Annotated in this window: 6 protein-coding genes, 4 tRNA genes, 1 other RNA gene and 7 pseudogenes; 12 read left to right on the top strand and 6 right to left on the bottom strand. The window is 52.7% G+C overall.

Features of this window, described 5'->3' with window-relative positions; translation table 11 throughout:
- Window positions 1-8: 8 nt before the first annotated feature.
- The 3 genes and pseudogenes from ubiH to AACL06_RS04585 all read right to left on the bottom strand — a co-directional run bounded on the left by ubiH (window position 9) and on the right by AACL06_RS04585 (window position 3,146).
- On the bottom strand, window positions 9-1,187 hold the full coding sequence (gene ubiH, locus AACL06_RS04595) for a 2-octaprenyl-6-methoxyphenyl hydroxylase (RefSeq protein WP_339038093.1): 1,179 nt from the start codon (window positions 1,185-1,187) through the stop codon (window positions 9-11).
- A gap of 5 nt (window positions 1,188-1,192) precedes the next feature.
- The gene (pepP, locus tag AACL06_RS04590; protein ID WP_339038091.1) at window positions 1,193-2,506 is read right to left on the bottom strand and encodes a Xaa-Pro aminopeptidase; all 1,314 of its coding nucleotides are present in this window, start codon (window positions 2,504-2,506) and stop codon (window positions 1,193-1,195) included.
- A gap of 59 nt (window positions 2,507-2,565) precedes the next feature.
- Window positions 2,566-3,146, bottom strand: a pseudogene (locus tag AACL06_RS04585) (YecA family protein).
- A 318-nt stretch (window positions 3,147-3,464) separates the two neighbouring features.
- Here AACL06_RS04585 and zapA point away from each other — a divergent pair.
- From zapA to AACL06_RS04570, 3 genes are all read left to right on the top strand, one after another.
- Complete coding sequence (gene zapA, locus AACL06_RS04580) at window positions 3,465-3,755, top strand: cell division protein ZapA (protein WP_339038290.1); 291 nt, start codon at window positions 3,465-3,467, stop codon at window positions 3,753-3,755.
- A gap of 79 nt (window positions 3,756-3,834) precedes the next feature.
- Window positions 3,835-4,015: non-coding RNA, 6S RNA (ssrS, locus tag AACL06_RS04575), on the top strand.
- Window positions 4,016-4,077: 62 nt separating this feature from the next.
- Window positions 4,078-4,686 carry a 5-formyltetrahydrofolate cyclo-ligase gene (locus tag AACL06_RS04570; protein ID WP_339038288.1) on the top strand — a complete coding sequence of 203 codons (609 nt, stop codon included), beginning with the start codon at window positions 4,078-4,080 and terminating at the stop codon, window positions 4,684-4,686.
- Window positions 4,687-4,732: 46 nt separating this feature from the next.
- On the opposite strand, the pseudogene serA reads toward AACL06_RS04570, so the two are convergent.
- Both serA and rpiA read right to left on the bottom strand, forming a co-directional pair.
- Window positions 4,733-5,755 (bottom strand): annotated as a pseudogene (serA, locus tag AACL06_RS04565) (phosphoglycerate dehydrogenase); the annotation flags it as partial.
- A 377-nt stretch (window positions 5,756-6,132) separates the two neighbouring features.
- The gene (gene rpiA / locus AACL06_RS04560; protein ID WP_339038089.1) at window positions 6,133-6,789 is read right to left on the bottom strand and encodes a ribose-5-phosphate isomerase RpiA; all 657 of its coding nucleotides are present in this window, start codon (window positions 6,787-6,789) and stop codon (window positions 6,133-6,135) included.
- 192 nt (window positions 6,790-6,981) lie between these two features.
- On the opposite strand from rpiA, the pseudogene AACL06_RS04555 reads away from it, so the two are divergent.
- A pseudogene (locus AACL06_RS04555) lies at window positions 6,982-7,923 on the top strand (IS5 family transposase).
- A gap of 129 nt (window positions 7,924-8,052) precedes the next feature.
- Here AACL06_RS04555 and metR read toward each other — a convergent pair.
- Window positions 8,053-8,864 (bottom strand): annotated as a pseudogene (metR, locus tag AACL06_RS04550) (HTH-type transcriptional regulator MetR); the annotation flags it as partial.
- Window positions 8,865-8,996: 132 nt separating this feature from the next.
- On the opposite strand from metR, the pseudogene AACL06_RS04545 reads away from it, so the two are divergent.
- The 8 genes and pseudogenes from AACL06_RS04545 to AACL06_RS04510 form a co-directional block, all read left to right on the top strand.
- Window positions 8,997-9,688: pseudogene (locus AACL06_RS04545) on the top strand (5-methyltetrahydropteroyltriglutamate--homocysteine S-methyltransferase); the annotation flags it as partial.
- Window positions 9,689-9,768: 80 nt separating this feature from the next.
- Window positions 9,769-9,845: transfer RNA gene (locus AACL06_RS04540), tRNA-Arg, on the top strand.
- A gap of 59 nt (window positions 9,846-9,904) precedes the next feature.
- Window positions 9,905-9,980 (top strand) — tRNA-His (locus tag AACL06_RS04535).
- A gap of 36 nt (window positions 9,981-10,016) precedes the next feature.
- A tRNA-Leu gene (locus AACL06_RS04530) sits at window positions 10,017-10,103 on the top strand.
- Between the two features lie 44 nt (window positions 10,104-10,147).
- Window positions 10,148-10,224 (top strand) — tRNA-Pro (locus AACL06_RS04525).
- A 373-nt stretch (window positions 10,225-10,597) separates the two neighbouring features.
- Window positions 10,598-12,177, top strand: a pseudogene (gene metE, locus AACL06_RS04520) (5-methyltetrahydropteroyltriglutamate--homocysteine S-methyltransferase); the annotation flags it as partial.
- Between the two features lie 406 nt (window positions 12,178-12,583).
- Window positions 12,584-12,745, top strand: coding sequence for a hypothetical protein (locus AACL06_RS04515; protein ID WP_339038087.1), 162 nt, complete (start codon window positions 12,584-12,586; stop codon window positions 12,743-12,745).
- A pseudogene (locus tag AACL06_RS04510) lies at window positions 12,678-13,445 on the top strand (IS5 family transposase); the annotation flags it as partial. The gene AACL06_RS04515 and the pseudogene AACL06_RS04510, both read left to right, overlap by 68 nt.
- Window positions 13,446-13,506 lie beyond the last annotated feature (61 nt).

Raw genomic sequence — 13,506 nt, 5'->3', positions numbered from 1 at the left:
ATGTCAGTCTAACGTTCCACCCAGCCCAACGTGCGCTTGGCGAAGGCATTGCGCATCGCTGGCAAGCGCGCCATCGCCAGCAAACCCAGATTGCGGCCAACGACCAGCGAACCGTAGCAGTTAGCGAACAAACGGATCAAACCATCGGTCACCGCAATTGTGGCTTTCTGATCCTGTTGCCGCCGTTGTTGATAACGGTTCAGCCATGCATAGCCACCGGGATCTTCGCCATTATACGCTGCTTCCGCCAGCGTTTCCGCCAGTGACATCACATCGCGCAGGCCGAGGTTAAACCCCTGCCCGGCGATCGGGTGCAACGTCTGTGCAGCATTACCCACCAACGCTAACCGGTGACTGACGTGCCGGTTGGCTGTCAGCAGGCTTAGCGGATAGCTATGACGTTTGCCAGATTTTAGGATACGCCCCAACCGCCAGCCGAAAGCTTGTTGTAGCACGCTGATAAAGCGCTTATCGTCCCAAGCATCAACCTGCTCGTGTTGTTCCCGCGCATGACACCACACCAGCGAACTGCGGCCTTGCGACATTGGCAGCATTGCCAGCGGCCCATAGCGGGTAAAGCGTTCAAAAGCGCGCCCCTGTGGATCTTCCGAAGTGGTGACATTAGCAATGGTAGCAAACTGCGGGTAATCGCTCTGCTGCCACTGCATATTGCAAGCCTGTGCCAGCGTAGAACGCGAACCGTCAGCCGCCACCAGCAGTTGCCCACTGATACGCTGGCCGCTGTCCAGCAGCACCTCCACCTGCTCAGCGCTGCGGAATACATCAACCAACCGCGCCGGGCAGTGTAGCGTCACGCCAGGTGCCCTAGCCAGCAGCGCAAACAGCCGCTGACCGGCATCGTGCAGTTCGATCACCTGGCCGAGCGCAGCGACCTGAAAATCCTGCGCATGCAAATTAACAAAGCTAGCGTGACCTCGATCGCTAACATGAACCTGGGTAATAGCCGTGACGCAGTCGCGCAGCGCTGACCAGACGCCAATGCGCATCAACTGCTGACAGGTGCCTTGCGCCAGCGCGATAGTGCGGGCATCAAAGCCTGGGTGGCTACGGTCATCCGGGCGTTTAGCTTCAACCAGATCCACCGCCATGCAGCCCTGGGTTAGCACCGAAATAGCCAGCGCCAAGGTCGTCCCCGCCATACCACCGCCAGCAATAATTACGCTCATTCGCTCTACCTTGCCGCCGCCATCAACGCTTCGATGGATGCGGCGTCTTTCACCACGCCAGCGGTCAGGTTTTCATTACCATCGGCGGTGATTAGAATATCGTCCTCAATGCGGATGCCGATGCCGCGATACTCTGCTGGCACGTCCGCGTCCGGCGCGATATACAGCCCCGGCTCCACGGTCAGCACCATGCCCGGCTCCAGCACCCGAGCGCGGCTCGACGTGCCGTAAGAACCGACATCATGCACGTCAAGGCCCAGCCAGTGACTCAAGCCATGCATGTAGAACTGACGGTGTGCCTGCTCGGCAAACAGTCGTTCCACCTCGCCCTTCATCACCCCTAGCTCCACCAGCCTGGTAATCATGATGCGCACCACTTGGTCGTTAACTTCGCGGATGCTGGTACCCGGTTTAAACAACTGCAACGCACGCAAGTGCACAGCTAGCACGATGTCGTACACCGCGCGCTGCGTCTGGCTGAACTTGCCATTAACCGGGAAGGTGCGAGTAATATCACCCGCGTATCCTTGATATTCGCAGCCAGCGTCGATCAGTACCAGATCGCCATCACGCATGACACATTCGTTCTCGGTGTAATGCAGGATGCAGCCGTTTTCGCCACTGCCGACAATGGTATTGTAAGACGGGTAACGGGCACTGAGGCGGGTAAATTCGTGGTGGATCTCCGCCTCCAGTTGGTATTCAAACATACCAGGACGGCATTTTTTTATCGCGCGGGTATGAGCTGACGCACTAATTTCACCAGCGCGGCGTATTATCGCCAGTTCTTCCGACGATTTGAACAGCCGCATATCGTGCAACCATGGACGCCAATCAGTTTGTGTCAGCGGCACCTGAAAGCTTTGGCGGCTTCCCTTGCGCAGTTTATCCAACGCGCCATACAAGATCCGATCGGCATAATCATACTCACCCTGCGCGTGGTAGACCACATCCAGACCGTTGAGCAGTAAGTGCAGTTGTTGGTTAATGTCATCGAACGGCAGCGCGCGATCCACCCCCAATGTAGCCGGTGCAGCATCTTGTCCCAGGCGGCGGCCAAACCATATTTCCGATGTCAGATCACGCACTCTGTTAAACAGCACGCTATAGTTATGAGTCTCGTCGCTTTTGATCAAAACCAGCACCGCTTCCGGCTCGTTAAAACCGGTCAGATAACAAAAGTCACTGTTCTGGCGGTAGGGATAGTTGGAATCTGCACTACGCGTCATTTCCGGCGCAGAGAAAATAACTGCCGCGCTGGCCGGAGCCATTTTCGCCAACAACGCCTGGCGGCGGGTGTTGAATTTCTGCTGAGTCATAACCTTCTCCTGAAATCAATCCTTCCGCGTTCACCGCCTGCAGAACGGCAATATGACGTTCAATGTAACATCGGTTTGATGTTTTCTGGCGCTATCAGCGACTGATGGGTGAACTCGGTATGGCACAGAATGGCAGCAACCCGTACATATTCCACCACCTATTCCAGCGACTGTTTCAACGTTTCCTGATCTTCATCTTCGTCATAGCCTAATTGAGCAACATTGCTCAAATCATCGATGGCCTCGCCGACTTCGCCTTTCACCTGCGCCAATTTCGGTTGCATTATGCCCAATCCAAGCAGGAAATGGTTAACCCAGCAAGCCAGTGCATCGGCGCGTTCAAACACTCTGACGGTTTCACCTTCCGCCAGCAGCAGATGGAACATAAACCCGTCATCTTCTAGCATTTTATGCGTTATTTCGTACAGTTGCTGTAGTGGCTGGCTGAGCGATTGCGGGAAAGCCACACCGTCGTTGGTCAGATCGTGAATTAACGCCAGCCAGCTAGCGTCACGGCTACAGCCGCACGACAGGCCACTGATCAGGGGCCGTGCAATTCTGCTGCAGTCAGCGCTACAGCCTGCTGGTTGAGGACCACGGTCAAAGATGAATAATTTGGAAATATGTTATGTGTAGACATGCACATTCGTCATCGTTGGCAGGATAGGTTCGTGTTATGCTACCACCAAGATCCATTGTTATACCAGATAAGCGCAACACCCCGGTGGTAAGTTATCATCTTGATGTGGCAAGTCTCACGCAGCGTCAGTCGGGGATAAAATGGCTGTCATGAGGCATTTCGAAACCTTGTTTTAGCTGGTAACTTACGCCGCGGTAGATTACAACCATAAACTGGAAGGGGTTGTATACTTGATACTGAGGTATTTTAGTGGCGTCCGTTTTGGTAAGCCGACAAAGGCAAGCTGGGGCTGGCGTGAAATTTAGGCAGGAAGGTGGCATGTCTCCACGACCGGTAGATATTCAAATTTTTGGCCGTTCGTTAAAAATCAACTGTCCGCCAGAACAACAAGATGCGTTGAACATGGCGGCGGATGCTCTTAACCAACGGTTGCAAGATCTTAAAGTTCGCACTAGAGTCACAAATACTGAGCAACTGGTTTTTATCGCAGCATTGAACGTCTGTCACGAACTTGCTCAAGAGCAGTTGAAAATCCAAGAGTATGCATCCAACATGGAGCAACGCATTCGTATGCTGCAACAGACAATTGAGCGAGCATTGCTTGAATAAGGCCGTATCTCTGAGCGCCAGGATGCACAGTTTGAATAACTTAGTCTATTGAAATATAAAATTTTCGATAGTGGGTAAAAATTCTCTGAGATGTTTATCAGCGGGTATCCCCTGAGCCGATATTTAGTACAAATAGAATGTGTTACTCTGCGATCGGTGAGCATGCTCTGTGCACCGGGAAGCCTTAAGATTGCGATGGCACGTTCACCTTAAACCATGGGTTCAAGGGTTACAACCTGCGACGGGATCTTGGAGATCCCTCTTCCTCAGCCTCAGCGGTTTATGTGTGCTGAAACCCACACTGAGCAAACCTGACGACATCATGCCCTTTCAGTCCCATTTTTTACAGCAACGCCAGACTATTCGCCAACAAATTCGTCGACGACGACGTGACATTACGTCCGAGCAACAGCACATCTCTGCCAAAAAAATAGCCGAATGCGTAACTGTGCACCCACGCATTTTAGCTGCACGTAGCATTGCGGTGTTTTTGCCTTTCGATGGCGAACTTGACACCACTGCGCTGATCGAACGGCTGTGGCTATCGGGCAAGCAGATTTATCTGCCAGTGTTGCACCCGTTTAGCCCTGGCTACCTGTTATTCCTGCGTTATACCCCAAATACGCCGCTGGTATGCAACCGCTTCAATATTCTGGAGCCGCAGTTAGAACTGCGTGGCGTGCTGCCGCTTGGCGAATTGGATGTGATGCTGACGCCGTTGGTGGCGTTTGATGATACCGGCCAAAGGCTGGGTGTGGGCGGCGGCTTTTATGACCGTACTTTGCACCACTGGCGGTGCGGCGGCCCTTACCCTATAGGGCTAGCTCACGACTGCCAGCAAGTGGCACAACTACCGACTGAACACTGGGATATTTCACTGCCGGAGATCCTGACCCCAACACGAAGTTGGACGTGGCCGCACAGCGAATAGCAAAAGGCCGTATAAACCCAGCCTTTTACATTACGCACTTCCGCTATCAGAACAGCAAACGTTTGCGGATGGTGCCTTCGATAGCCTTCATGCGTCGCAGAGCAATATCGGCACGTTCAATTTCCGCTTCGATGTCGATCACCACATAGCTGATTTCCGAGCCGGTTTGCAAATACTGCGCAGCGATGTTAGCCCCTTCTTCGGCGAAGATTTAGTGAATCTGCGTCAGCACACCAGGGCGGTTCTGATGAATATGCAGTAGACGGCTGGCGTTTGGCCCATGCGCCGGCAACGACACTTCCGGGAAATTGACCGCCGATAGGGTCGAACCGTTGTCGGAGTATTTAGCCAATTTGCCAGCAACTTCATCACCAATGTTCTCCTGCGCTTCCTAAGTGGAACCGCCAATATGCGGCGTCAACAGCACGTTATCGAACTTACACAACGGCAAGTTGAATAGATGGCTGTTGGTCGCTGGCTCTTCTGGGAACACGTCGATCGCCGCATCAGCAAAGTGGTTGCTAGCCAACACCTTGCACAACGCGGGAATATCCACCACAGTGCCTCGCGAGGCGTTGATAAGGATGGCACCCGGCTTCATTAATGCCAGTTCTTCTGCCCCAATCATGTTCTTAGTAGACGGGGTCTCCGGCACATGCAACGTTACCACGTCGCTCATATTGAGTAGATCAGACAGGTGATGCACCTGCTGAGCGTTACCCAGCTGCAGCTTGTTCTCAATGTCGTAGAAAAACACCTTCATACCCAAGTCTTCTGCGAGAATGCCACATTGGGTGCCGATGTGGCCGTAGCTAATAATGCCCAGCTTCTTGCCGCGCGCTTCATATGCATCCACGGCTAATTTGTGCCAGAAGCCACGGTGCGCCTTGGCGTTAGCGGCGGGAATACCGCGTAACATCAGCAGCAATTCGCCCAGAACGATCTCAGCCACAGATCGGGTATTGGAAAATGGCGCGTTAAACACCGGAATACCACATTTAGTCGCCGCTTTTAATTCAACCTGATTAGTACCGATGCAAAAACAGCCCACTGCCACCAGCTTTTCGGCAACGGCGAAATTTTATTAACCCCTTATATTAACAGGAATTTAATCTTTTTTTTCTCCAATGATACTTTTGCCATTTACCCAACACTATGTTCAGACTTCAGAAGTCGCTACGGTGAAGCAGCCCTACCCAACATAACAAAAATAACGCGGGCGGCAATACAAACGATTGCCTGGCCACCAGCACAAGGCACAGCCATGCCGACGTTTTTTGGTATAAAGTACCAAAGGGGAAGGTTTATGCATCAATTTTAGGGTTTCAACACCAAAAAAGTTATATAAATAAATAAATTTAGCGATTTCAATAAAAGGTATTTTAATCGAGGAATAATACGGCCAGGAGATTTCCCAGGCCGCATAACACCGGAAAACGCAGGGATTTATACGATGACCTTCACGCCATCCTGCGTACCAACCAGCGCCACATCAGCGCAGCGGTTGGCGAACAAACCTACGGTAACCACGCCAGCGATGTCGTTAACTTTATTCTCTAATTCCACAGCATCGGTAATGATCAGATAATGCACGTCCAGGATCACGTTGCCGTTATCGGTGACCACGTTCTGACGATACTCCGGCAGGCCGCCCAACTTCACCAGTTCGCGCTCCACATAGGATCGGGCCATCGGGATCACCTCCACTGGCAGCGGGAATTTGCCCAGTACATCGACCTGCTTGTTGGCATCGACGATGCAGATAAATTTACGTGCGATGGCGGCAATCACCTTTTCGCGCGTCAGCGCCGCACCGCCGCCTTTAATCATCTGCATATATCTGTTTATTTCATCGGCCCCATCGACATAGATATCCAACGAGTCCACTTCATTGCTATTGAAAACAGGGATGCCGAGGCTTTTCAACTTGGCGGTGGAAGCATGGGAACTAGAGACCGCGCCTTCAATTTGGTGCTTGATAGAACCAAGCGCATCAATAAAGTGGCTGGCGGTAGAACCGGTGCCGACCCCAACAAGGGTACCAGGCATTACGTATTCCAGCGCGGCCCAACCCACTGCTTTTTTCATTTCATCCTGCGTCATAATATATCCCCTGCCTTTCTACAAAAACCTGTGAGTATTATAGGGTAAAATGCTGTTGTTCAGTCAGGCAGGAACATTATTCTTTACCTTGAGCCGCATTTTTAGCCGCCTAACTGGCGTTGTTGAATAAATCGAACTTTTGGCCGGCACGCGGATCAGATCACTCTCCTTCTGTCAAAATAGCGACATTCCGTGGCCCAGCAAAAGTTCAACATCACCAACTGTAAGGCTTACAACAACGCCCTTATCACTCGGGGTTCACTCACTTTCTCCGTGGATGAAACGGCACTTCACGCCTGGTACTGCGAGGCAAAACCTTCTCTGCGTGGTCGCCGACAACATTATTCCGATATGGCAATGACCAGCGTAATGGCAATCACCAGCGTATTGATGCTGAAACGGATTTTCTGCCTGACACTTCGCGCCCTCCAGGGCTTCGTCGACTCCATGGTCACACTGATCAAAGTGCCGTTGAACTGCCCGGACGACACCTGCATCAGTAAGCGGGCGAAGTCTGGCCATGTCCCGTTTAAAACCCCAACGCTGGGTGAAATTGCGCACCTCGTTATCGACTCTACCGGGCTCAACGTGTTGGGTTAAGGGGAGTGGAAGGTAAAAAAACACGGTCAGGAAAAACGGCGTATCTGGCGAAAACTGCATTTGGCCGTAGATACAGAAACACATGAGGTCATCTGTGCTGACCTTTCCTTGAGCAATGTCACCGATACCGAAGCCTTCCCAGGTCTCATCCGCCAGAGGTACCGTAAAATCAAAGTCGCCTCGGCGGATCGGGCTTAGGATACGCGAGTGTGTGATGATGAGTTAAGGGGCAAGAAGCTCAAGGCGTTAATACCGCCCAGCAGCGGAGCCCGTTATTGGTCGGCAGACTATGCAGACCGAAATCAATCAGTGGTGAACCAGCGCGTTACCGGAGACAACACACGGTGGAAAAGTATCACAGGCTACCACCGACGTTCGATAGCGGCACCAGCGAGGTACAGAGTAAAACAGCTATTTGGTAGTCACCTGTCGCTGCGAGATTATGATGGGCAAGTTGCAGAGGCGCTGGCCATGATCTGTGCACTAAACAAGATGACGCTCGCCGGTATGCCAGAAAGTGTACGCCTTGCCTGAAAGATGCCCATTCACGGTACTCTTTTATTCCAAATCCGATTTATTCAACAACGCCCTACTACAGCAATAGTAAGCATTGTAAGCTAGTTTTTTTGACTTGGAATATTAATGATGGTGGATCGGCATATACTCAGCATTGTCCTGACGCTGTTCACCATCGCGCACCGCATTGTACAGGCGGCTCCACAGTCCGTCACCCAGGATTTTGGTCACCACCCAGCCCCTGACGCTCAAAGCTTTCCACCACCCAGTGCGGCAGCGCCGCAATCCCCATCCGCGCCGATACCATCTGAATCAGCAGCAGCGTGTTATTCACGCTTTTAAGCGTTGGGCTGACACCCGCCGGATGTAGGAAATATCTCCAGATGTCCAGACGCTGGCGCTGCACCGGGTAAATCATCAGCATTTCATCGCTCAGATCTTCCGGCTCAATGTGCCGCTTGCTTGCCAGCGGATGGTCTGGGGCCAGTACCAGGCGCACCTCAAAATCAAACATCGGTGAATAATGCAGGCTGCTGCGCGGCAATATGTCCGAGGTCAGCACCAGATCCAGCTCGCCCTGTTGCAGCGCGGGCTGCGGATCGGAAGGTAACGCCGGACTTGAAGTCCATCACCACCTGCGGAAAGTGGAGGAGGAAGTTATCCAGCGCTAGCGTCAGCCACTGGATGCAACTGTGGCATTCAATCGCGATGCGCAACGTAGCCTAGTGCGATTCGTGACAGGCCTGCAGGGCCTGCTGGATCTGCTGCAACACCTTTTCCGCTAGCTGTAACAAAATTTTGCCCTGCGCGGTGAAGCACAGCGGCTGGCTTTTGCGCACAAACAGCTTGAAGCCGAGACGCTGCTCCAGATCGCTGAACTGATGTGACAGCGCAGACTGCGTCTGATGGAGTTGAGCTGCCGCCGCCGCCAGCGAGCCGGTATTGCGCAGAGCTTGCAGCGTCCGTCAGTGTTTCAGTTCAATCATGAGGATCCTTCACAGTGAAAATGAATAAATTGTGCTTGTGGTTAATACAGTAGCTGCGGATTATGGATGTGTAAACATCTAGATGGCTAAATTATGAGTATGAAAATGACAATTTTACATCACACACTGGGTTTTCCACTCGTTGGGCTACAACGTGAACTGAAAAAAGCGCAGGAAAGCTACTGGGCAGGCAACACAACGCAGGAAGAATTGCTGGCTGTTCGCCGTGAGCTACGCGCAAGCCATTGGCAACAGCAACGATAGGCCGCGGTAGATTGGGTACCGGTCGGCGATTTCGCTTGGTACGACCATGTACTGACCACCAGCCTGCTGCTAGGCAACGTGCCAACGCGCCATCAGAATGCCGATCGTTGTATCGATTTGGACACGCTATTCCGCATTGGCCGTGCGCCGAGCGGTGAGCCAGCAGCCGCAACGGAAATGACCAAGTGGTTCAACACCAACTACCACGACATAGTGCCTGAATTCCATCAGGGCCAGCAGTTCAAACTAGGCTGGAGGATGAGGTTGACGAAGCGCTAGTACTGGGCCACAAAATCAAACCGGTACTGCTGTGACCCGTCACCTATCTGTGGCTGGGCAAAGTGAAGGGTGAGTCGTTCGACCGCCTGTCACTGCTGAAAGATATCCTACCGGTCTACCAATAGGTGCTTATCGAACTGGCAAAACTCGGTATCGAACGGGTGCAGATCGACGAGCCTGCGCTGGTGCTGGAGTTACCGCAGGAATGGCGGAACGCCTTTAAGCCAGCATACGATGCACTGCAAGGGCAGGTAATCAAACGCAAACATTTTTGCGAAAAGCACTAGACAGAATTAGTGTAAATCCGTAGTATCCCCTACCGCAACGGCGCTACGCGCCCGTAGCTCAGTTGGATAGAGCTCTGCCCTCCGGAGGCAGAGGCCTCAGGTTCGAATCCTGTCGGGCGCGCCATTAAGTTTGTGCGCAGTATCTGCGGTAGCGGTATTATCGCATTAAGTTAAGACATTATGGTGGCTATAGCTCAGCTGGTAGAGCCCTGGATTGTGATTCCAGCTGTCGTGGGTTCGAGTCCCATTAGCCACCCCAAATTCAGGAAAAATGCGTAAGCTGTTTTGTGACTGTGCGAAGGTGGCGGAATTGGTAGACGCGCTAGCTTCAGGTGTTAGTGTTCTTACGGACGTGAGGGTTCGAGCCCCTCTCTTCGCACCACACAAATATAAGCGTTGTAACTGTAACTATCTGCAACAAAGCATCGGCGAGTAGCGCAGCTTGGTAGCGCAACTGGCTTGGGACCAGTGGGTCGGAGGTTCAAATCCTCTCTCGCCGACCACCTTCTCACCCAACGTCTTCTCTGTCAACGCCCAGACAAAGCTACAAAAAATTGATTGCCCAGAGCGTAAGTTAGATCAACCCACTGTTTTCTGTTTCCTCGTAAAGCCCCTCTTGATGCATTGCAATCCATCCTCTCAACCCAAAAATGACCAATAGCCAATGATACTTGGAGATAGCGGATATCCGCGCTGAAACCGGTATCACACTATGCACCTATCTCATCAGGCTACTTAATTTGCCATTTTGCCCTGGGCAGTGCTCACCCGCCTCACGTACTCCTTGTACGTTGTGGTTGTTGCACGCTGTCCTGGTCCAAATGGAATTGGCTCTATGTATCCAAAATAGTTTTTGATATGCTTAATGGCTGGTAGAAGGGCATGGTAAAACTGCTGCTAACCACCTATTTTGACAGCATAGGCCACAATCTTGACACTCTCTGTACACTGCCGGTGCAATGTCTGCACGTTGATCTGGTTGCCGACCATGACGATATCGCCGTGCTGAATCAGGCGCTACTAAAAGAGTGGCTACTGTCAGTGTGATTAATGGCCGCAATATTTGGCATACCGATCTGAGCAGTTAGTTCAGCCGCTTGCAACCGCTGGTTGGCCGCCGTCCACTGTGGATCGGCACTTCTTGCTCCCTTCTGCACAGCCCGATCGATCTCAGTGTAGAAAACTGCTTAGACGAGGAAGTCAAAAGCTGGTTGGCCTTCGCGTTGCAGAAATGCGCCGAATTGGCGCTGCTAAGCTTGGCACTGAACGCTGCTGGCACGGCAAAACAAGGCCGAGTTGGACGCCTACAGCGCGCCAATCCGCGTCCGCCGTCAGTCCAGCCGCGTACACAATGCGCAGTTAGGCAAACGCCTGGCGGCGATCGCTGCACGGGATAGCGAACGCCAGCGTCCTTATGCCCAGCGCGCTCAGGCAAAACGTGAGCGCTTCAACCTACCCACCTGGCCCACGGCGACCATAGGGTCGTTCCCAAAGACTACCGAGATCCGCAGCCTGCGTTTGGATTTCAAACAAGGTCGGCTTGACGGCAACCGCTACCGCACCAGCATCAGCTAACACATTAAGCAGGCGATCGTCGAGCAAGAACGCCTTGAGCTGGATGTGCTGGTGCATGGCGAAGCAGAGCGCAACGACATGGTGGAATATTTCGGCGAGAACCTCGATGGTTTTGTCTTTATCCAGAACGGCTGGATGCAAAGTTACGGTTCCTGCTGCGTGAAGCCACCAGTGATTATCGGCGACATCAGCCGCCCGCAAGCCATCACCGTCGAGTGGGCGAAATACGCTCAGTCGCTGACCGACAAGCCCGTAAAAGGCATGTTGACCGGTCCGGTGACCATCCTGTGCTGGTCGTTCCCGCGCTAAGACGTCACCCATGAAGTGATCGCCAAACAGATCGCCTTGGCACTGCGCGATGAAGTAGAAGACTTGGAAAAAGCCGGCATCGGTATCATCCAGATCGACGAGCCTGCGCTGCGAGAAGGTCTGCCGCTGCGTCAATCCGACTGGGCGGCGTACCTGAACTGGGCAGTGGATACCTTCAAACTGAACGCTGCGGTAGCGCAGGATGATACTCAGATCCATACCCACATGTGTTACTGCGAGTTCAACGATATCATGGATTCTATCGCGTCATTGGATGCCGATGTGATCACCATTGAAACCTCACGTTCCGATATGGATCTGTTGGAAACCTTCAAAGAGTTCGAGTATCCGAACGAAATCGGCCCAGGCGTGTACGACATCCACTCGCTGAACGTGCCAAGCGCAGAATGGATCGAAGCGCCGATGCGTAAAGCGGCGCAGAACATCCCGGCGGAACGCCTGTGGGTTAACCTGGACTGCGGCCTGAAAACCCGTGGCTGGACGGAAAACCGTCAGTCCCTGGCCACAATATGGTGCTGGCCGCACAGCGCCTGCGCAAACAGCAAGCCTGAACGCTGTGGCCGCTCGGTGGTCTGTTGTCCTATTCGCGGTTAATCTGTTAGGGTTATATACTCGACATACTTTAAGAACCTATCCCATCAGGCTATGTTATTTGCCATTTTGGCTTTGGGCAGTGCTCACCCTCCTCAGGTACTCCCTGTAAGCTGCGGTTGTTGCGCGCTGTCAGCGTGCAAACGGGCTACAACAATGTGCGCCTGCTGGCACAGGTTCTAAGTTGCCTGTACGTTAGTTTTCCTCGCTCACCCCAGTCACTGACTGATGTAAGCTCAAGGGGATTAATGAACCTCATGAATAATGAGGTTCATCGCAAACGCGGTTTAAATGGGTTACCGAAGCATCTATCGCTGCGTTGTCGCCATCCTGCAAATTGAATTATTTTGGGTATAGTCATCGGCGTTGTTGAATAAATTGAACATTTGGCCGGCACGAGGATCAGATCACTCTCCTTCTGTCAACATAGCGACATTCCGTGGCCCAGCAAAAGTTCAACATCACCAACTGGAAGGCTTACAAAAACGCCCTTATCACTCGGGATTCACTCACTTGCTGGGGGGATGAAACGGCACTTCACGCCTGGTACTGCGAGGCAAAACCTTCTCTGCGTGGTCGCCCACCACATTATTCCGATATGGCAATCACCAGCGTATTGATGCTGAAACGGATTTTCGGCCTGACACTTCGCACCCTCCAGGGCTTCATCGACTCCAGTGTCACACTGATCAAAGTGCCGTTGAATTGCCCGGACGACACCTGCATCAGTAAGCGGGCGAAGTCCGGCCATGTCCCGTTTAAAACCCCAACGCCGGGTGAAATTGCGCACCTCGTTATCGACTCTAGCGGGCTCAACGTGTTGGGTGAAGGCGAGTGGATGGTAAAAAAACACGGTCAGGAAAAACGGCGGATCTGGCGAAAACTGCATTTGGCCGTAGATACAGAAACACATGAGGTCATCTGTGCTGACCTTTCCTTGAGCAATGTCACCGATACCGAAGCCTTCCCAGGTCTTATCCGCCAGAGGTACCGTAACATCAAAGTCGCCTAGGCGGATCGGGCTTAGGATACGCGAGTGTGTGATGATGAGTTAAGGGGCAAGAAGCTCAAGGCGTTAATACCGCCCAGCAGCGGAGCCCGTTATTGGTCGGCAGACTATGCAGAGCGAAATCAAGCGGTGGCGAACCAGCGCGTTACCGGAGACAACACACGGTGGAAAAGTATCACAGGCTACCACCGACGTTCGATAGCGGCAACAGCGAGGTACAGAGTAAATCTGTGCATTAAACAAGATGCCGCTCGCCGGTATGCCAGAAAGTGTACGCCTT

It is taken from the genome of Serratia symbiotica (Periphyllus acericola), assembly GCF_964019515.1.
Taxonomy (GTDB): Bacteria; Pseudomonadota; Gammaproteobacteria; order Enterobacterales; family Enterobacteriaceae; genus Serratia; species Serratia symbiotica_D.
This window is presented reverse-complemented; position numbering and strand designations above follow the sequence as displayed.

Coding starts and splice junctions, on each gene's coding strand:
- ubiH (WP_339038093.1), bottom strand. CDS start 1,187: ATGAGCGTAATTATTGCTGGCGGTGGTATGGCGGGGACGACCTTGGCG.
- pepP (WP_339038091.1), bottom strand. CDS start 2,506: ATGACTCAGCAGAAATTCAACACCCGCCGCCAGGCGTTGTTGGCGAAA.
- zapA (WP_339038290.1), top strand. CDS start 3,465: ATGTCTCCACGACCGGTAGATATTCAAATTTTTGGCCGTTCGTTAAAA.
- AACL06_RS04570 (WP_339038288.1), top strand. CDS start 4,078: ATGCCCTTTCAGTCCCATTTTTTACAGCAACGCCAGACTATTCGCCAA.
- rpiA (WP_339038089.1), bottom strand. CDS start 6,789: ATGACGCAGGATGAAATGAAAAAAGCAGTGGGTTGGGCCGCGCTGGAA.